At 65.5% G+C, this 17,824-nt stretch carries 19 protein-coding genes; 15 read left to right on the top strand and 4 right to left on the bottom strand.

Features of this window, described 5'->3' with window-relative positions:
- Nucleotides 1-77 precede the first annotated feature (77 nt).
- Together ACNQFN_RS09360 and ACNQFN_RS09355 are read right to left on the bottom strand one after the other, a co-directional pair.
- Nucleotides 78-404: an addiction module antidote protein gene (locus ACNQFN_RS09360; RefSeq protein ID WP_418648648.1), complete on the bottom strand. Its 327-nt coding sequence runs from the start codon at nucleotides 402-404 to the stop codon at nucleotides 78-80.
- 3 nt (nucleotides 405-407) lie between these two features.
- Nucleotides 408-722, bottom strand: coding sequence for a type II toxin-antitoxin system RelE/ParE family toxin (locus tag ACNQFN_RS09355; RefSeq protein WP_418648647.1), 315 nt, complete (start codon nucleotides 720-722; stop codon nucleotides 408-410).
- A 288-nt stretch (nucleotides 723-1,010) separates the two neighbouring features.
- Here ACNQFN_RS09355 and ACNQFN_RS09350 point away from each other — a divergent pair, with 288 nt between their 5' ends.
- The 15 genes from ACNQFN_RS09350 to ACNQFN_RS09280 all read left to right on the top strand — a co-directional run bounded on the left by ACNQFN_RS09350 (nucleotide 1,011) and on the right by ACNQFN_RS09280 (nucleotide 14,977).
- Nucleotides 1,011-1,289: a hypothetical protein gene (locus ACNQFN_RS09350; protein WP_418648646.1), complete on the top strand. Its 279-nt coding sequence runs from the start codon at nucleotides 1,011-1,013 to the stop codon at nucleotides 1,287-1,289.
- A gap of 94 nt (nucleotides 1,290-1,383) precedes the next feature.
- The gene (locus tag ACNQFN_RS09345; protein WP_418648645.1) at nucleotides 1,384-1,788 is read left to right on the top strand and encodes a hypothetical protein; all 405 of its coding nucleotides are present in this window, start codon (nucleotides 1,384-1,386) and stop codon (nucleotides 1,786-1,788) included.
- Nucleotides 1,785-2,072, top strand: a complete 288-nt coding sequence (locus tag ACNQFN_RS09340; protein ID WP_418648644.1) for a hypothetical protein — start codon at nucleotides 1,785-1,787, stop codon at nucleotides 2,070-2,072. The genes ACNQFN_RS09345 and ACNQFN_RS09340 overlap by 4 nt, the downstream gene beginning before the upstream one ends.
- Entirely contained in the window at nucleotides 2,073-2,420 is a 348-nt protein-coding gene (locus ACNQFN_RS09335; RefSeq protein WP_418648643.1) for a hypothetical protein, read from the top strand.
- Nucleotides 2,417-2,716: a hypothetical protein gene (locus tag ACNQFN_RS09330; RefSeq protein ID WP_418648642.1), complete on the top strand. Its 300-nt coding sequence runs from the start codon at nucleotides 2,417-2,419 to the stop codon at nucleotides 2,714-2,716. The genes ACNQFN_RS09335 and ACNQFN_RS09330 overlap by 4 nt, the downstream gene beginning before the upstream one ends.
- Nucleotides 2,717-2,730: 14 nt before the next feature.
- On the top strand, nucleotides 2,731-3,156 hold the full coding sequence (locus ACNQFN_RS09325) for a hypothetical protein (RefSeq protein WP_418648641.1): 426 nt from the start codon (nucleotides 2,731-2,733) through the stop codon (nucleotides 3,154-3,156).
- A complete protein-coding gene (locus ACNQFN_RS09320) occupies nucleotides 3,156-5,930 on the top strand; it encodes a toprim domain-containing protein (protein WP_418648640.1) in 2,775 nt (924 codons plus the stop codon). The genes ACNQFN_RS09325 and ACNQFN_RS09320 overlap by 1 nt, the downstream gene beginning before the upstream one ends.
- Nucleotides 5,927-6,115 (top strand): helix-turn-helix transcriptional regulator, encoded by a 189-nt coding sequence (locus ACNQFN_RS09315; RefSeq protein ID WP_418648639.1) that lies wholly within the window; start codon nucleotides 5,927-5,929, stop codon nucleotides 6,113-6,115. Before ACNQFN_RS09320 ends, ACNQFN_RS09315 begins: the two co-directional genes overlap by 4 nt.
- A 1,462-nt stretch (nucleotides 6,116-7,577) precedes the next feature.
- Complete coding sequence (locus tag ACNQFN_RS09310) at nucleotides 7,578-8,498, top strand: DUF808 domain-containing protein (protein WP_068638318.1); 921 nt, start codon at nucleotides 7,578-7,580, stop codon at nucleotides 8,496-8,498.
- A 6-nt stretch (nucleotides 8,499-8,504) separates the two neighbouring features.
- A complete protein-coding gene (gene mnmC, locus ACNQFN_RS09305; RefSeq protein WP_068638320.1) occupies nucleotides 8,505-10,460 on the top strand; it encodes a bifunctional tRNA (5-methylaminomethyl-2-thiouridine)(34)-methyltransferase MnmD/FAD-dependent 5-carboxymethylaminomethyl-2-thiouridine(34) oxidoreductase MnmC in 1,956 nt (651 codons plus the stop codon).
- Between the two features lie 18 nt (nucleotides 10,461-10,478).
- Entirely contained in the window at nucleotides 10,479-12,230 is a 1,752-nt protein-coding gene (locus tag ACNQFN_RS09300) for a Na+/H+ antiporter (protein ID WP_418648638.1), read from the top strand.
- Nucleotides 12,231-12,238: 8 nt separating this feature from the next.
- Complete coding sequence (locus tag ACNQFN_RS09295) at nucleotides 12,239-12,463, top strand: hypothetical protein (RefSeq protein ID WP_068638324.1); 225 nt, start codon at nucleotides 12,239-12,241, stop codon at nucleotides 12,461-12,463.
- 146 nt (nucleotides 12,464-12,609) lie between these two features.
- Entirely contained in the window at nucleotides 12,610-13,728 is a 1,119-nt protein-coding gene (locus ACNQFN_RS09290; protein WP_068638379.1) for a PAS domain-containing sensor histidine kinase, read from the top strand.
- Nucleotides 13,725-14,375, top strand: a complete 651-nt coding sequence (locus ACNQFN_RS09285; RefSeq protein WP_068638326.1) for a response regulator — start codon at nucleotides 13,725-13,727, stop codon at nucleotides 14,373-14,375. The genes ACNQFN_RS09290 and ACNQFN_RS09285 overlap by 4 nt, the downstream gene beginning before the upstream one ends.
- A 158-nt stretch (nucleotides 14,376-14,533) precedes the next feature.
- Nucleotides 14,534-14,977, top strand: coding sequence for a phasin family protein (locus tag ACNQFN_RS09280; protein WP_068638328.1), 444 nt, complete (start codon nucleotides 14,534-14,536; stop codon nucleotides 14,975-14,977).
- A gap of 87 nt (nucleotides 14,978-15,064) precedes the next feature.
- Here ACNQFN_RS09280 and gltX read toward each other — a convergent pair whose 3' ends face one another.
- Both gltX and ACNQFN_RS09270 read right to left on the bottom strand, forming a co-directional pair.
- On the bottom strand, nucleotides 15,065-16,477 hold the full coding sequence (gltX, locus tag ACNQFN_RS09275; protein WP_418648637.1) for a glutamate--tRNA ligase: 1,413 nt from the start codon (nucleotides 16,475-16,477) through the stop codon (nucleotides 15,065-15,067).
- Nucleotides 16,478-16,641: 164 nt separating this feature from the next.
- Nucleotides 16,642-17,822 (bottom strand): IS3 family transposase gene (locus ACNQFN_RS09270; protein WP_418648080.1). Its coding sequence is split into 2 segments (ribosomal slippage): nucleotides 16,642-17,570 and nucleotides 17,570-17,822, totalling 1,182 coding nucleotides; the frame shifts between segments, so codons are not numbered across the junction.
- Nucleotides 17,823-17,824 lie beyond the last annotated feature (2 nt).

Here is a 17,824-nt window from a genome sequence, read left to right as displayed (position 1 = left end):
ATCGTAGAACTCAGCCTGCCATGGGGCAAGTTGCGGGGGAATGTCATTCCTCTGCCAACAGCGCCGGCCGGCACCGATCAGACGTGCGCCGGCCCCACGTGCAACTCCATTCCGAGCGCACGCACCACCTTCAGCACGGTGCCGAACTCCGGATTCCCTTTACCGGAAAGCGCCTTGTAAAGGCTCTCCCGGCTCAGCCCGGCGTCACGGGCCACCTGGCTCATTCCCCTGGCGCGCGCGATGTCGCCCAGGGCACGCGCAATGCCGGCCACGTCATCGGGCGCCTCGCTCAGCCACGCATCGAGGTAGGCCGCGCAGTCTTCCGGCGTCTTCAGGTAGTCGGCCACGTCGTAGGCTTCGATGCCGAGCGCATCGCGGGCTTCAGGGCTGATCTGCTTGTTCATGGCTTACTCCAGTTGCTGCGCCATCTCCAGCGCCGCCTTGATGTCATCGGTCTGGGTGCTCTTGTCGCCGCCCAGCAGCAGGAGCACCACCACCTTGCCGACGTGGGTGTAATACACCCGGTAGCCTGGGCCCACGTCGATCTTCAGCTCGACCACGCCGCCCGTCAGCACGCGGTGCTGCCCCGGATTGCCGTGCGCCAGCCGATCGACCCGCATGGCGATGCGAGCGCGCGCCCCACGATCCTTGAGCTTGTCGAACCAGGCCGCGTAACGGGCCGTGCGTTTGATCTGATACTCCATGCGCCCATTGTAGCCCATGGAATACATTTTCGCTTGCCAATCGGCAGCATTTCAGCCTATGCTCCACCCGTCACCGAAACAGAGGTGAACGGGTTTGGAAGCCCGAACAACTCAGGCGGACGTTCCGCCGCCCTGGCGGATTTTTTTCGTCCGACACGCATTGCTACGCCTGATCAATGGCGGGCCGTGCGGGGGAGCCGCAAGGCTCGCCGGTTCCTGAGTTCCGGTCTTCCAACCCCGCACGCGCCTGCCCCCCGTTTGGAAGCGGGGCGCGGGGTTCATACCGCAAACTCAGGAGTAGCAGCCATGCGCATTGCCGCATCGGGCACGCGCGATCACGCGCCCCTCTCGCCCACCCTCACCCGCATTCAATCCCGTCTGAAGGTCCTCGGGGCCTTCTATCAATCGCTGTACGACGACTCGCAAGCCGAGTTCGACAAGGCGGCCAACGCCCGCGACACCTACAGCCGTGGCATGTACCGGGGCCGTGCCGACCTGGCGTTCATGATCCTCGACGACCTTGCCGGCCTGGTCTCCTTGAGCGCCGTAATCGAGCATTCCGAGTCCGAAAGAGGTGAAGCATGAATACCGCCATCCGCTTCATCCTCTACCGCACCTTGCGCCGCGTTGCCCGTCCGGTGCTCGCCTACCGTCTGAGCTTCGGCAGGAGGGCCTGAGCATGGCCGCCGAAACCCGTCTTTCCACGCCGCAAGGCGTGATCGTTGCCGAACGGATCATCAACGGCGTGCCGATCAACCCTCACCTGCCCGAGGGCTTCGACGCCACCGCCAACGAAGACCGCCCGCCCTCGCATGCCAAGTTCTGGCACCGCCCCTACGTCCTCACCTGCACGGTTCAAGAGCGCGATGCCTTCTACGCCGGCCTCACCGACGAAGACGCCGAAGCGGCCCGGGCGTACTGGGCCAAAACCCTGAAGCAATGGATGGCCGTATGGCCTTCCGGCACCTGCTATGTCGTCCGCTGCCTCGACGGCAGCGCCTGGAACCGTTCGAGCAGTTGGGGCTGCTTCGCCACGCTCGAAGAAGCGATCGAAGAAGCGCTTGTCATTGCGAGGGGTGAATGATGAGCACCGAAACCCATCCGGCCGTACTGCTGAAGGTAGTGCTTGCCGCACTGGAAGACACTTACGTCGACCTGGACGAGCAGATCGCAGTGCTGAAGAGCGTCCGCACCGCGGCCTTCCTCGATCGCCGCACGGCCCGCACAGACAGTCTCGACCGTTTGCTTGATGCCGCAGTGGCCTGGCGGCAGCAATACGCCCTCATGGCGCTGGCAACCGCCGAGCTGATCGATCACCTCAACGCTACGCCGATCTGGTCCTCGTCCAACCCTCCGGAGGGTACGTAAATGCCTCGCAACGCCATGCACCCCGAAAGCAAGGTGGAGTTCCTCAAGTGCGCGATGCACGGCAGCGCGCACGACCTGCTCACAATGGCCGCGCTGCTGCAGTTCATCAAAGAGATGGCGCAGCGGTTCCCCAACTCCGTTCCGGACGCCAGCATCGACGAACTCAAAAGCGCCCTCTTCGCCATGCGCGAACACCAGTTCCACTTTCAGAACACCCTTGCCTCACTGCTCGCACAGACCCTCACCAGCCAGCACGGGGCAGCGGAAAACAACGTCATGCGCATGTTCCTTGACTTTCTGCAGACCCAGCCGCTCAACACCAATGACGAACCGGAGACAGCCCAATGAGCCAGAACACCGCAAGAACGAACGGCCTCCGTGTCGCGCGCGACTTCGATCACCGCACCTCGATCATCAACCCGCACCGGAAGAATCACAGCCGCCTTGTCCAGACCACAACAGCCCTGGAAGCCCTGTCCGTGATGCTGATGGAACTCGAAGACCAGCAGATACGGGCTGACTACGTGGCATGCCTGATCGAACCCCATATCGAGCGGCTGAAAGAGGTTGGGAACGAGCTTGGCAAGCACCTCCCCGACCTCCGGCATGCCGACGGCGCAACCACATCTGGAGAGGTGGCGTAATGCGGAGCCAATCCATGAAGTCACTTCACCCCGCCGACCGCCAGCGCCGCCGGCCGCAGTCGGCCGCGGAGAAGCTGGCGCAGGCGACTGCTCGCCGCTTCCCCCACGACACGGCACTAGGCCGGCACGAAAGCGCCTACCGCGGCGGGCGCGAACTGGCGACCTGGCTGCTGCAAGCCGTCGTCGACATGAACAACGATGACGCCCCGTGGAATCCGGAGCGCGGGCCGGACCCGAGCTGGTCATACGCCCGCGGCGTGGCCGACGTACTGCTGCCCATGTTCGAGTACACGACCCGCTTGATGGGCACGAAGGCCGGCAAGCAGTTCGCCAAGGCCCTGCGGCTGGGCCTGCTCGACGACTTGCGCTACCACGCCGCTGCCGCGCTCGAACATGCCCAGCAGCCTTACCGGTTCGAGCCCTACTCGGAGGACTGGTGATGACGGCCGCACTGCCGAAGGCCGCCAGCGCTGACCTGTTCGAGCGGGTGAAGGATGCGGTAGATCTGCACGACCTGGCCGGACGCCTCGGACTGGAACGCGAGGGCGGCAAGGGCAACTACCGCAGCCCGCACCATCCGGACAAGAACCCCTCCCTGTCGATCTTTCAGAAGAATGGGCAATGGGGCTGGAAGGACCACTCCACCGGTGAGGCCGGCAGTTGCATCGACCTGGTGATGTACGTCCGGCCCGAGGTGGGCCCCGCCGGAGAAGCCGCCCGGCAGCTCGCCGAGTGGTACGGAATTGCAGCTCTCCAGAAACCGGCCACCAAGCCCCAGCAGCGCAGCATCCCGGAGTTCATCGCCGATCGCGCACTCGCCGAGCCGGAACCGGCCGTGGCCTACCTCGCCAGCCGCAGGATTGACGAGGCTGTGGTGCGCGCGGCGATCCGGCAGCGCACCGTCGGCTGGAACACCTGGACCAACGACAAGGCACCCCCCGGCGAATTTGGCCACGGCGGACCGGCCGCCGTGTTCGTGGTCCGCTCCCTGGCCGACCGCGCCATCGTGGCCGTCGATATGCGCTATGCCGATCCGGCGCTCAATGGCAACGTGAAGACGCAGTGCCAAGGGCAGAAGGATGGCCATCCCTGGACGAGCGATCTGCAGCGCCTGGCGAAGGCGCACACCGTGTACGTGGTCGAGAGCCCGATCAACGCCCTGTCGATCGAGTGCTGCCCTCTGCCCGCCGGCACCGCCGTGCTGGCGCTGCGTGGCACCGGCAACGCCGACAAGATCGACATCGCCTTCCTCAAGGGCAAGCGGGTGATCATCGCGCTCGACCACGCCGATCCGGTGAACGAACGTACCAACCGGCGCCCTGGCCTCGATGCCGCGTGGCGGCTGCTCGACCGGCTGACCTCGGCCGACATCGCCGCAAGGCTGGTCGATATGCAGGACTGGGAAGAGGGCGAGGACATCAACGACGTGCTGCAGGCACAAGGCCCCGAAGAACTCTGGCGCCGCCTGCGCAAGCTCGACCACTGGCTGATCCCCGGCATGCCCGGCGGTGGCGAACCGGGCTCGCTGGCTGGCCGGCGGCGGGTTTTCCTGCCCGAGCAAGACTTCAAGGTGTACTGGCGCTTTCGCACCCTCGACGACTTCACCCAATACGTGGTCGACTTCAAGGAAGACGACGATGGCAAGCGCCGGGAAACACTCGGGGATGTCTGCTCATTTCGGGTGGCCAGCTTGTCGCGCCTGCGGATTCAGGGGCACATCGCCACCATCAACGGATCGGCCGACACCCAGCCGGAAACCGTCTTCGCCATCAGCGCCCAGGTGCCGCGCCACGGCCCCACCCTCGTGCGGCACGTGCTGGCCGACAAAACGCTATACCGCCTGGAGGAGCACCGCGATGTGTTCGGCGCCATCTACAAGCCGCAGCAGTATCACCGCATGCTGAACATGCTGGAGCGCACCGCGGACATCGGCGCCCGCGAGGCCGTCAACTTCGTCGGCCTGGCCTGGCGCGGCGGCGCGTTGGCCGCGCTGGAAGGGCGCGACTGCTACTTCCAAGAGCCGGTCAAGCAGTGTCTCTACCACAACATGGTTTTCCCACGCGGAACGGCGCAGGACGCGCAGGCGGTGATCGACGCCTATCAGGCGACCTTCAAGCAGAGCGCAGCGCTGATCCCGCTGGTGTGGGCGCTCGGGGCGCACCTGAAGTGCGTCATCGGCTTCTATCCGCACTTCCAGATGGAGGCCAACAAGGGCGCCGGCAAATCGCTGCTGACGGAGGCCATGCAGACCACGCTCGGCTTCCAGATGCTTTCTGGCCAGATGCTGAAGACGGATCACCGCCGGCGGGCCTCGGTGAGCTACACCAGTCACCCGGTCGGCTGGGACGAACTCAGCAAACAGCCGCAGGCCGTGCTGTCGGAGGCTGACGCACTACTGCAGAGCACCTACCGTTTCGAGTTCACCCGTGTCGGCTCCAGCCTCACGCCCTACCTGATGTGCGCTCCTGTGCTTCTGGCCGGCGAAGAAGTCGACTTCACCTCGCTGCAGTCGAAAATATGCATCACCACCCTGACGGTGGAGAAGCAAGGCACGAAGCTGCCCCTCGATCTGCCGCAGTTCCCCGTCTGGCAGTGGCTGCAGTTCCTGGAGAAGATCGAGCCGGCGCGCATCCGCCAGATGCACACCCAGCGTATCGACGACTGCAAGGAACAGAGCCAGACCGACCCAAAGGACCCCACCGCCAGCCGGACGATTGAGAACTACGCCGCCATCCTCACGGCGTGGGATCTGCTCTGCGAGTTCGCCGGGATCAAGATCGGCCACGGCAGCTTCGTGGGCGACCTGGTGGGCGAGATGAATGCACACCTGCGTGAAACAGACGGGCGCCGCCAGCCATGGGTCTGGATCATGGAAATCTTTCTCGCCGAGATCGAGGCGAAGAATTTCAGACACCCGTACCTCTGGGACAGCATCGATGACGAAGACGGAAAGCCGCATGTTGCCCTGCTGCTCCGCCCGAATCTTGTGATTCACCACCTGTCGACGGCACTTCACCTGCGCAGCAAGTTCGAGGCCCTTCCAGTGAAGAAGGGACGCGTCTTCAAAAACCAACTCATGGAAAGTGGCGTCGTCCTGCGGGACGATATCGAACGGACCATCAGAGGAACCAGAACCGCGCACCTGACAGCCATCAGCCTGCCACGCCTCGAAAAGCACGGGCTATACGCAACACCGGATCTCGATCGTTCATGAAAAACCAGCCCCTCGACCCTGTCATCTGGCGCTCGGATCTGAAGGAAACCATCGGGGTGTCTTCCGAAACGATCAGGCGGTGGCTCAAGTCGGGCAAGCTGCCACAGCCTGACGTGGCACTATCCAGCCGCACGATGGGCTGGCGTGCAAGTACGCTGCGCGCGGCCGGCATCAACCTCGCGTAACAGCCAGGCAGCCCAAACCTCCCGCTTCTCCCCGACGCCGCGGCGATCCATAGCCGACGCGCATTCCTGATTCCCTAGGAGCTGGTCCGGACATCTTGTCCGTACCAGGCGCCGCCGCCCCTCACATCGCCCTGATGCAGGCCGCCCAGACGCGGCCCGTACCGCTTGCCGAACGCCCCCGGCGCGCAACTCTGCCACCCTTCAGCCGCACCGCCTTCGCACGCGGTGATCGTGGCCGCACGGATCATCAACGACGTGCCGCACGCCTGCGCCTGCCGCGCAACTCGCGCGCGATTCTATCACAAACGACCTCCGCCGGGCTGTAAGTTCCAAGCCTTGGCACAGCTCCCGCATCGTCACTGACAGGGCGGAAGAGTGGGCGCCGCGACCTGGCCTTTCGGCACGCGCTACGCCACACGCCGTCTCGACGGCGGCGCGGGGAGCCGTTCGACCGGGCGACCACCGCTTCGCCGCGCCCGCAGCTTCGCGCCCTCCTCCGCTGGCCAGCCGCCCCAGCATCGGCCGCCGCTCAGCACCCTTCCGCCGGTGGGTCACAGAGAAAAAAAGGCCTCGAAACCGTGGAAAACGCAAATAGCATCCCAAAAACCCTATACCTAGGCCCTAAACGGCGGTTTTTCCATCCACGGTTTCATCCACGGAATCGTTTTTTTTCCGTGGATGGCTGTGGATGCCTTTTTCGCTCTTTCTCTTTATCTCTCTCTCTCTTTTCCCTGTAAACAAAGAGATAGAGAGGTATACAGAGAACAAAAGCATAGAAAAACCATCCACGGCCATCCACGATTTACAATTCCTGTAACTGAATGTATCCACGGTTTCGAGCACCTCAAAAAACTGAAACCGTGGATCGGCGCAAATTTAAGCTATTGATTTAATTGAACTTAAAAAACCCCACGAAAACCCGTGGATCCATCGTGTATCCACGGGTGGAAAACAAATCAGGCTACAACCCACGCCAACCCTGGACTTTCATAATGTCATTTGCGTTTTCCACGGTTTCGAGCGTTTTTTCGTACCTCCCCGCCCCCCGAGCCCCGATAAATCGGCCCGTTTTTGCGTATTCGCTCCCTGGGCTGCGCTCTTCTCCCGTCCGTCCTCACCCCGAACGGCCCTTCTCGCCTTCACTCGGGAGGCGCGCGGGCGACCAGGGCGACATGCGCAGCTCCTTCGACGGGCTGTGCGCACCTGGCCACCGGCGTTGAACCACTCACGCCCAGGCCGCGGAAGCAGCACTTCGGGAAGGCTCTGCTGGCTGAGCGCTTACGTTTTTGTGTAAAGTCGCCCCGGTGCTGCACTTGAGCGCTGCAGGAATCTCTGGCACGGGGGTACTTATGGGGGTACTTTTTATAATGAATATGAGATATACCGTTATTTTTCAACATCTTGCACGCCTAATCACGGCGTCGCAGATGCGGCCGGAATAAGGCCGCGAGGCAAGACCGCCATGGCCGGAACCAGCCTGTTCATGCTGCTGGACGACATCGCCAGCATGCTCGACGACGTCGCCACGATGACCAAGGTGGCGACCAAGAAAACCGCAGGCGTGCTCGGCGACGACCTCGCGCTGAACGCCCAGCAGGTCACCGGCGTGCGCGCCGACCGCGAACTGCCGGTGGTATGGGCGGTCGCCAAGGGCTCGCTACTGAACAAGGCCATCCTGGTGCCGGCGGCGCTGGCGATCAGCGCCTTCGTCCCGTGGCTGATCGCGCCGCTGCTGATGCTGGGCGGCGCCTTCCTGTGCTTCGAGGGCTTCGAAAAACTGGCGCACAAGTTCCTGCATGGCAAGGAAGAAGACGAACGCCACGCCGAAGCAGTCAGGGCACGGATCGACCCGGAGGTCGATCTCGTCGCCTTCGAGAAGGACAAGATCAAGGGCGCGATACGTACCGATTTCATCCTGTCGGCCGAAATCATCGTCATCGCCCTCGGCGTGGTCGGCGGCATGCCTTTCGGCACCCAGATCGCGGTGCTGATCAGCATCGCCATCATGATGACCATCGGCGTGTATGGCGTGGTCGCCGGCATCGTCAAGCTCGACGACGCCGGACTCTATCTCAGCCAGCGCGCCAATGCGCTGGTGAGTGCGGTGGGCAAGGCCATCCTGTGGGCCGCGCCCTGGCTGTTGCGTGCGCTGTCGGTGATCGGCACGGTGGCGATGTTTCTGGTCGGCGGCGGCATCCTCACTCATGGCCTGCCGCCGGTGCATCACCTCATCGAAACGCTCACCGCCGGCATCGGCGGAATCACCGGTGCGTTGCTGCCCAGCCTGCTCGACGGCGTGTTCGGCATCATCGTCGGCGCACTGGTCCTGGTCGTGGTCAGCATCGCCAGACGCATGCTGCCTGGTCAATCCGCTGCACACTGAACACCGATGCCCATCATCCCGGCACGTCTCGCCTTTGCCGACGACGGCACACCCCGCTCCGACACCTTCGACGACATCTACCACTCCAGCGACGGCGGCTTCGGCCAGGCCCGCCACGTCTTCCTGGCCGGCAACGACCTGCCGCAGCGCTGGCGGGGGCGGGACCGCTTCGTCGTGCTGGAGACCGGCTTCGGCCCAGGCCTGAACTTCCTCGCCACCTGGGCGGCCTGGCGGGCCGATCCGCAGCGCTGCGGACGGTTGCATTTCGTTTCCTGCGAGCTGCACCCCTTCAGCCGCGACGATCTCGCCACGCTGCATGCGCGATTGCAGTCGGGCCAGTCCACTGGCTGGCCCGAGGATTGGCCCACGCTCGCTGAACTCAGCGCCGAACTGCTGTCGCAATGGCCGGTGCTGGCAGCCGGTCTGCACCGGCTGCACCTGGACGGCGAGCGGGTAGCGCTGACGCTTTGTTTCGGCGACGCCCGCGACGGCCTGGCGCAGATTGCCGCGCGCGCCGACGCCTTCTATCTCGACGGCTTTTCGCCCGCCAGGAACCCGGAACTCTGGTCGCCGAAGATCTGCCACCTGCTCGCCCGCCTGGCCGCGCCGGGCGCGACGCTGGCCACCTGGTCGGTCGCCGGCACGGTGCGCGAGCATCTGCGCCACGCCGGCTTCGACGTCGAAAAGGCGCCGGGCTTCGGCGGCAAGCGGCAGATGCTGCGCGGCCGGCTGCGCGAACAGAAGCACGCAAGCACGGCTAGCAGCATGCCCTCCCCGGCCGCATGCCCTCCGCCCGCACGCCACGCGCTGGTGATCGGCGCCGGCCTGGCCGGCTGCGCGCTGGCCGAACGGCTCGCCGCACGCGGCTGGACCATCGAACTGGTCGATGCCGCCGCTGCTCCCGCGACCGGCGCTTCCGGCAACCTGGCAGGCGTGCTGCGGCCGCTGCCCAGCCTCGACGACAACCCGATGAGCCGGCTGACCCGCGCCGGCACGCTGTACGGCTGGCGCCACATCGCCCGGCTGCGGCGCGACGGCCAGGCAATCAAGGCCGAGGCCTGCGGCGTGCTGCATCTGGCGCGCGACGACGCCCAGGCGACGAAGATGAGCAAGGTCGTCGAACGGCTCGCGCTGCCTGCCGAACACCTGCGCTGCGTCGATACGACCGCGGCATCGGAACTGGCGGGCTGGCCGCTGCCGATCGGCGGCTGGCATTTCGGCGACAGCGGCTGGGTACAGCCACCCAGCCTGTGCGCCGCCAACCTGGCGCATCACGCCGATCACATCCATGGCCACTTCGGCCATGCCGTCGCCCGTCTGCAGCACGACGGAGAAACTTGGCAGGCCATCGACGCCGAGGGCGGCACGATCGCCCAAGCCCCTGTGATGGTGCTTGCCGCCGGCACCGGCGTGCGCGAGCTGCTGCCGCCCGGCCTGCTGCCGGTGGTCAGCGCGCGCGGACAGGTATCGATTCTGCCCGCCGCGGCCGACAGCCCGCCGCACCTGGTCGTCTGCCGCGGCGGCTACGTCAGCCCCGAAGTCGATGGCCTGCGCTGTGCCGGCGCCACTTTCTCGGTGGACGACGAGGACACCGGTCTGCGCGATGACGACCACGCCGAGAACCTCGCCAAGCTCGACGGCATGCTGCCCGGCATCGCCGCCGGCCTGTCGCCCGGCGACGTGGCCGGCCGCGTCGGCTTCCGCCCTGCCTCGCCCGACCGCCTGCCGATGGTCGGCGCCCTGCCGATGCCGGGCCCGGTGGATCACGGCACGCCATTGCCGGCCATACCCCGCCAGCCCGGCGCCTGGGTGCTGTCGGGCTATGGCGCGCGCGGCCTGGTATGGTCGGCGCTCGCCGCCGAACTGCTGGCCAGCCAAATCGAAGGCGACCCCCTGCCACTCGAGCGCAATCTGTGCGACGCCATCGATCCGGCCCGCTTCCTGCTGCGGCCCCGGGCGTGAATATATCGAGGGACATCCGTGCATACCGTCGAGACCGTGTTGTTGGTGCTGATGCTTGGCGCGCTGACCGGCATCACCGCCCGCTATCTGAGTGCCATTCCGCTGCCGCTGATCCAGATCGGCCTCGGTACGCTGCTGGCCTGGCCCCAGCAAGGCCTGCACATCGCCTTCGACCCCGAGCTGTTCCTGCTGCTGTTCATCCCGCCGCTGCTGTTCGCCGACGGCTGGCGCATTCCGAAGCGTGAGTTCTTCTCGCTCTACAAGCCGATCCTGAAACTGGCCTTCGGCCTGGTGTTGTTCACCGTGCTCGGCCTGGGCTATCTCATCCACTGGCTGATTCCGGAGATGCCGCTGACCGTCGCCTTTGCGCTCGCCGCCGTGGTGTCGCCCACCGACGCGGTAGCCGTGTCGGCGATCACGCGCAACCTGGGCATGCCGCCGAAGACGATGCACGTGCTCGAAGGCGAATCGCTGCTGAACGACGCATCCGGCCTGGTCGCGCTCAAGTTCGCCATCGCCGCCACGCTCACCGGACTGTTCTCGTGGAACGAGGCGGCGAAAGAGTTTCTGTGGATGGCCGTGGGCGGGCTCGCCGCCGGCGCGCTGATCGGCTGGGGTTTCGCCGTGGCACGCGACACCGTGACCCGCAAGCTCGGCGACGTCGCCGCCACCCAGATGGTGCTGCTGCTCGTGCTGCTGCCCTTTGCCGCCTACATCGTCGGCGAGCGCATCGGCGTGTCGGGCATCCTGGCCGCGGTGGCCGCCGGCATCACGACCAATTTCGCCGACCTAAACCGCAGCGAATTCATCACCGAGCGGATGCAGACCGAAGGCACCTGGGCCTTGGTGGAATCCGCCTTCAACGGCGCCATCTTCCTTTTGCTCGGCCTGCAGCTTCCGTCCATCATCGGCACCGCGCTGGAGCAGGCGGGCGAGCATTGGTGGGTGCCGGTCGGACAGGTCGTGGCGATCTCGCTGGCCTTGCTGCTGATGCGCTGGCTCTGGCTCAGCACCGGCGTACACACCAGCCTGGACCGCGCGCACGCCGAAGGCAAGCTGGCCGAAAAGCCTTCGCGGCTACTGACCCTGGCGACCACGCTGGCCGGCATCCGCGGCGCGGTGACGCTGGCCGGCGCGCTGTCGGTACCGCTGCTGCTGAACGACGGCAGCCCCTTCCCCGGCCGCAATCAACTGGTCTTTCTCGCCACTGGCACCATCCTGCTCACGCTGCTGATCGGCAGCATCGGCCTGCCGCTGGTATTGCGGCGCCTGCCGCCAAGCGGCGAACCGGCATCGATGCAGGAAGAACGCCTGGCCCGGCTGGCCGCATGCCAGGCTGCAATCGCCAGCATGGTGCTGGACAAGACCCAGGCCGACACCGCCGACCCGCAATGGCTCGCGCAATACCAGGAATCCGCCGGCCGCCTGACCCAGGAATACCGCAAGCGCATCGACCTGCTCGACGACGACACCCCAGCGGCAACGCCCGAGGCACAGGCCGAGGCGCCCGACGCGATCCTCCAGCGCCGCCAGCGCTACGTCGTCGAACAGGAGCTGCGGCTGCGGGCACTGCACGCCGAACGCAACGCGCTCTACGCCGAACGGCACGCCCACCGGATCAACGACGAATCGCTGCGCAGCCTGGTCGCCGAACTCGATCTGACAGAGACCGCGCTGCGCAGGCGCCTCGACGTCGCCCGTCGTGCCGCCAGAGTGGCGGCGAACGCAGTGGCGTCCTCGATGCCGCCGCGGGAGACTGGCCCCCATTGACATGGCCCTTGAACAGGCTGCTGCCGACCAGCCCTTGCGTCCCTCGCCAGGTCGATGCCTGGGTGCTGTCCGGCTACGGCGCACGCGGCCTGGCATGGTCCACGCTCGCCGCCGAACTGCTGGCCAGCCTGATCGATGGCGAACCGCCGTCAGAACGAAACCTCTGCGACGCTGTCGACCCAGCACGCTTCCTGCTGCGCCCGCCACGCGCAGGGCGATGCACTGAAGAATAGGCGACCATGCCACAGTGGGCCGGACGTGCGTGGCCGGGGATCGATTCAGGCAATGGTATGCAGCAACCCGGCAAGGCTCGGCAACCGCAACATGCTACCGGCCCGGATGCCGGCAGGCAGCTTGCTTTCGAGTCGGGGAGATGATCATGGCTGCGCAGGACGCCCATCTCACTTCCGCCCTGGCGGACATCGAACGCCGCCTGGCAGCGACCCAGACACTTGCCCGCGTCGGCGACTGGACGCTGGAACGGGACACCGGACGCATGCGCTGGTCACCGGAGCTCTTCCGCCTGTTCGAGCGCCCCATCGAACAAGGCGTGCCCGACATCAACGAAGCCCTGGCCTACTTCAGCCCTGAATCGCTCGAACTCACCCGCACCGCCTTCTGGTACGCGATCGACAAGGGCGAGCGCTGCACGCTCGAGCAGACCGCGCAACTGCCCTCCGGCACGACCGCACACTACGTCACCGAAATCGTGCCGGTCGCCGACGGCGACGGCCGCGTGTTCATGCTCTACGGCACGGTGCAGGACATCACCGAGCGCAAGGCGCTGGAAGCCGAACGCCTGCGCCAGATCGCCCGCGTCGCCGAACTGTCGCGCCGCCTGCTCGAAGTCGGCGAGCGCGAACGCCGCCAGCTGGCTGCCGCCCTGCACGACCGGGCGAGCCCCAACCTCGCGGCGCTGAAGCTGATCTTCACCAACCTCCGCAATGCGTTGCCGGACACGATGTGCAGCGAACTGGAGCCTTTGCTCGACGACGCGGCCGCTCTGCTCGCCGACACCGATGCCGGCATCCGCGACACCTGTGCCACCCTGCATCCGGCCACGCTCGACTATGCCGGCCTTGCCGCCGCGATCCGTGAGTATGCCAACCTGGTCTCCCGCCACAGCGACATCCGAGTACTGCTCGAACTGGACGAGGACATGAGCGGCCTGCCTGCCGAATTGCAGGCCATGCTGTTCCGCATCGCGCAGGAAGCCCTGACCAACTGCGCCAAGCACGCATCCGCAAACCGGATCCGGATCGAGCTGCGCCGCCGCGGCAAGGACATCACCCTGCGCATTGCCGACGACGGCTGCGGCTTCGATCCGGAACTGCTCGGCCAGCACGGTAGCACACCCGGCCTGGGGCTCATCACCATGCGGGAGCGCGCCGAGCTGGCCGGCGGCCGCTTCACGCTGCGCTCCGCACCCGGCGCCGGCACCGAAATCGAGGTCGTGCTCGCACCCCATGCACATCGCTTCCCGAGAGGCAGGCCATGAAACCACTGAACATCGTGCTCGCGGACGACCACCAGATGTTCCGCCATGCCCTGCGTGCGCTGCTGGAAAAGGAACCCGGCCTGGCCGTGGTCGGCGAAGCCGCCGACGGCGAAGCCCTGCTCCGCCTGCTTGCGGAACAGCCGGTGGACATCGTCTGCATCGACATCGGCATGCCGGGCATGAACGGGATCGAGGCCACGCGCCGCCTGCTGGCGCTGTATCCCGGCATCCGGGTGATCGGGCTGTCGGCCTACTCCGACCAGCAGTTCGTCATCGACCTGCTCAATGCCGGCGCCCAGGGCTACGTGACGAAGGCCGCAGCCAGCGACGACCTGCTGCGCGCCATCGACAACGTCCGGCACGGCCGCACCTATCTCTGCCCCGAAGTGGCCGGTGCGGTGGCCAGCGCACTGCGCTCCGGCACCGAACCGCGTACCGGCGCGCCACAGCTGACCGCGCGCGAGCGCCAGGTGCTGCAGCTGATCGCCGAAGGCCACACATCGGTGCGCATCGCCGAGCGGCTTCACATTGCGCCATCGACCATCGAAGTGCACCGGCGCAACATCATGCGAAAGCTCGATCTGCACAGTGTCGCCGAGCTCACCCGCTATGCCATCCGCAACGGCATCTGCCAGGTGAGCGAATGATATCCGGGGTGTCCGGGATGTATTTACGCGACGTTACACGGCCTACCTGTTTACCGGTACATCCAAACACCCTGAACGGGGTATATCCCCCTCCTGCCTTTGACATTAGCATCGAGGACTTCAAGCAACCCAATACCCACACCTGCGAGGAAGCCAAGATGACTACCCACCCGTCCGTACAAAAGTTCGCAGCAACTGCCAACTCCAACCTGCAGACTTTCCAGTCGCTGGCCGACATCGTCCTCGATGCCTCGGAACAACTGCTTTCGCTCAACGTCGAGGCCGCCCGCTCGCTGTGCGCCTACGCTTCGACCCAGACCCTGCCGCTCGATGGCGAAGAACTTCGCAACCGTTTCGCCAACGGCATCAATGTGAACAACGAACACTTCGAGCAGGCCACCGAATACCTGCGCAACGTGAATGAAATCTGCCTGCGCGCGCAGTCGGAAATCGCCGAAATCAGCACCCGCCACATCAGCGAAGTCAGCAACTCGATGCAATCGCTGTTCGACGAAGTCTCCAAGCTGACGCCGGCTGCCACGCTGGAAACCTTCGTCACGCCGACGACGAATGCACGCAACACTGCCCGCAAGGCTGCCTGACCCAAGCTGAAGCGGTAAACGGCGAAGGCCCCGAAAAAACTTCGGGGCCTTCGCCGTTTACGCCCCCGCCGGGGGGCTGGCTTTCGCTCAGAGGTAGCGGTCGAGCCGCATCAGCACCCGCTCGCGCCCCAGCACCTCCAGCACCGCGTCGATCGACGGCGTCTGCGGCACACCCAGCACGACGACGCGCAGCGGAATCGCCACCTGCGGCATCTTCAGGCCGTGCTCGGCCATGGTGTCCTTGATCGCCTGCGACAGCGCCGCCTTGTTCCACCCCGCGCCGGCCAGACGCCCGCGCAGGCTGGCCAACGCGGCCTTCGCAGCATCGTTCAGGTGCTGGCCGATCACTTCCGGCGCCGGATGCACGTCGGCGACGAACAGCTCGACCGAATCAGCCAGCTCGTTCAGGTTGGAAACGCGATCCTTGTACAGTGCGACCACTGCTTCCAGCGAGACGCCGGTCTCGGGGTTCACGCCGCGCCGCGCCAACCGGTTGGCGACCTGCGCGGCCAGGAAGGCGTCGTCCGCCTTCTTGATGTACTGGGCATTGAGCCAGTTGAGCTTTTCGGTGTTGAACTGCGCTGCCGAAGGCGTGATGTGGTCGAGGTCGAACCACTCGACGAACTGCGCGCGGCTGAACACCTCGTCGTCGCCGTGGCTCCAGCCCAGGCGGGCCAGGTAGTTGATGACCGCATCCGGCAGGTAGCCGTCGTCGTCGTACTGCATCACGCTGACCGCGCCGTGGCGCTTTGACAGCTTGGTGCCGTCGTCGCCGAGGATCATCGACAGGTGGGCATACAGCGGCACCTCGGCACCCAGCGCCCGCAGCACGTTGATCTGGCGCGGCGTGTTGTTCACATGATCGTCGCCGCGGATGACATGGGTGATGCCCATGTCCCAGTCGTCCACCACCACGCAGAAGTTGTAGGTCGGCGTGCCGTCGGCGCGGGCGATGATGAAGTCGTCCAGTTCGGCGTTGGCGATCTCGATGCGGCCCTTGACCAGATCGTCCCAGGCCACGGCGCCATCCACCGGGTTGCGGAAGCGCACCACCGGCTGCACGCCTTCGGGCGGCTGCGGCAACAACTTGCCGGCCTCCGGCCGCCAGCGGCCGTCGTAGCGCGGCTTCTCGCCGCGGGCGCGCTGCTCCTCCCGGATGCGGTCGAGCTCTTCCGGCGACATGTAGCAATGGTAGGCTGTACCGACAGCCAGCATCTGCCGGATCACCTCCTTGTACCGCTCCATGCGCTGCATCTGGTAGAACGGGCCCTCGTCATGCTCCAGGCCCAGCCACTGCATGCCGTCCAGGATGGCCTGCACTGCCGCGGGCGTGGAACGGGCAACGTCGGTATCCTCGATACGCAGGATGAACTTGCCGCCATGGCGGCGGGCGAAGGCCCACGAGAACAGCGCCGTGCGCGCGCCGCCGATGTGGAGATAACCGGTGGGGCTGGGCGCGAAACGGGTGCGGGCGGGGCGGGAAGCGGAAGACTGGGACATGGCTGGAAGCTGTTGGATGCGCAGAAAAGCGAAGCGCGGATTCTAAGCGATTGCGTCAGCCTTGCGGCGCGGCAGGCACATCCTCCCTCCTGCGCCGGCTGCCATCCTGGCGCTCCACGATGATCTGAGGTGCCCTACGTTTTCCGCCTTCCAACTGACCGTCCTCATGCTGCCATTTCTTGCTGATCCTGTCTCTCGATCCAGTTCTGCAAGAACGTGGTCGGCGACAGATATCCCAAGCTGGAGTGGCGGCGGCTCCGGTTGTAGAACACGGCAATGTATTGGAACAGATCGCTCATGGCCTCGTTTCGGGTCGCGTAGCTCACGCCATGCACCCGCTCATTCTTGAGGCTGTTGAAGAAGCTCTCAGTCGGTGCGTTGTCCCAGCAGTTACCCTTGCGCGACATTGATCCGCGCATGGCGTACGTGGCCAGGCGGGCCTGGTAAGCCTGGCTGGCGTACTGACTTCCCCGGTCGGAGTGGAACAGCACGCCCGGTCCTGGCCGCCGGCGAAACCATGCCATCGACAACGCATCGATCACCAAGTCGGTCGTCATCCGTGGTTTGATGGACCAGCCGATCACTTCGCGGTTGAACAGGTCGATCACCACCGCCAGGTACAGCCAACCCTCGGCGGTGGCGATATAGGTGATGTCGCCTGTCCAGACGCGATTGGGCGCCTCAGGCGCGAACTGGCGCTCGAGCACATTGTCGGCCACCGGCAGGCGATGCCTGGAGTCGGTCGTCGCCTTGTAGCGCCGCCTGTGCCGTGCCCGGATGCCATTCTCGCGCATCAGCCGCTCGATGCGCGGCAAGCCGAGCCGGTAGCCACGCCCACGCAACTCGGCGTGGATGCGTCGTGCCCCGTAGGCCTGCCGGACCTCCTGATGAACCGTACGAATCAGCACCAGGGCCTGCGCATCGGTCAGTCGCTTGCGGTCCGGCGTTCCGCCTCCCCGCCAAGCCCGAAAGCCGCTCTGGCTCACCGATAAGGCCTCGCACAGGACAGGCAACGGAAAGGATCTGCGCTGCGTCTCGATCCAGGCATATTTCACAGCAGATCCTTCGCGAAATATGCCGCCGCTTTTTTTGTGATCTCCAGCTCCATCTCGAGCCGCGCGACCTGAGCCCGCAACCGGGACAGCTCCATCTGTTCGGCAGTGATCTGCTTGGCGCCGGCCGGATTCAGCTTGCCCGCCTTCGCCGCCTTGACCCAGTTGCGCAGCGTCTGCTCAACCAACCCCAGTTCCTCGGCAACACGGCCGATGCCGCCGACCTCGTCAGCTCGCTTGACGGCCTGCTCCTTGAACTCAGCCGTGTATTCCTGTTTCGGGATGCGCTTCACGT

It is taken from the genome of Thauera butanivorans, from assembly GCF_048398245.1.
Lineage (GTDB): Bacteria > Pseudomonadota > Gammaproteobacteria > Burkholderiales > Rhodocyclaceae > Thauera > Thauera butanivorans.
This window is presented reverse-complemented; position numbering and strand designations above follow the sequence as displayed.

Coding starts and splice junctions, on each gene's coding strand:
- ACNQFN_RS09280 (WP_068638328.1), top strand. CDS start 14,534: ATGACTACCCACCCGTCCGTACAAAAGTTCGCAGCAACTGCCAACTCC.
- ACNQFN_RS09310 (WP_068638318.1), top strand. CDS start 7,578: ATGGCCGGAACCAGCCTGTTCATGCTGCTGGACGACATCGCCAGCATG.
- ACNQFN_RS09290 (WP_068638379.1), top strand. CDS start 12,610: ATGGCTGCGCAGGACGCCCATCTCACTTCCGCCCTGGCGGACATCGAA.
- ACNQFN_RS09360 (WP_418648648.1), bottom strand. CDS start 404: ATGAACAAGCAGATCAGCCCTGAAGCCCGCGATGCGCTCGGCATCGAA.
- ACNQFN_RS09285 (WP_068638326.1), top strand. CDS start 13,725: ATGAAACCACTGAACATCGTGCTCGCGGACGACCACCAGATGTTCCGC.
- mnmC (WP_068638320.1), top strand. CDS start 8,505: ATGCCCATCATCCCGGCACGTCTCGCCTTTGCCGACGACGGCACACCC.
- gltX (WP_418648637.1), bottom strand. CDS start 16,477: ATGTCCCAGTCTTCCGCTTCCCGCCCCGCCCGCACCCGTTTCGCGCCC.
- ACNQFN_RS09345 (WP_418648645.1), top strand. CDS start 1,384: ATGGCCGCCGAAACCCGTCTTTCCACGCCGCAAGGCGTGATCGTTGCC.
- ACNQFN_RS09315 (WP_418648639.1), top strand. CDS start 5,927: ATGAAAAACCAGCCCCTCGACCCTGTCATCTGGCGCTCGGATCTGAAG.
- ACNQFN_RS09320 (WP_418648640.1), top strand. CDS start 3,156: ATGACGGCCGCACTGCCGAAGGCCGCCAGCGCTGACCTGTTCGAGCGG.
- ACNQFN_RS09330 (WP_418648642.1), top strand. CDS start 2,417: ATGAGCCAGAACACCGCAAGAACGAACGGCCTCCGTGTCGCGCGCGAC.
- ACNQFN_RS09325 (WP_418648641.1), top strand. CDS start 2,731: ATGAAGTCACTTCACCCCGCCGACCGCCAGCGCCGCCGGCCGCAGTCG.
- ACNQFN_RS09335 (WP_418648643.1), top strand. CDS start 2,073: ATGCCTCGCAACGCCATGCACCCCGAAAGCAAGGTGGAGTTCCTCAAG.
- ACNQFN_RS09355 (WP_418648647.1), bottom strand. CDS start 722: ATGGGCTACAATGGGCGCATGGAGTATCAGATCAAACGCACGGCCCGT.
- ACNQFN_RS09350 (WP_418648646.1), top strand. CDS start 1,011: ATGCGCATTGCCGCATCGGGCACGCGCGATCACGCGCCCCTCTCGCCC.
- ACNQFN_RS09340 (WP_418648644.1), top strand. CDS start 1,785: ATGATGAGCACCGAAACCCATCCGGCCGTACTGCTGAAGGTAGTGCTT.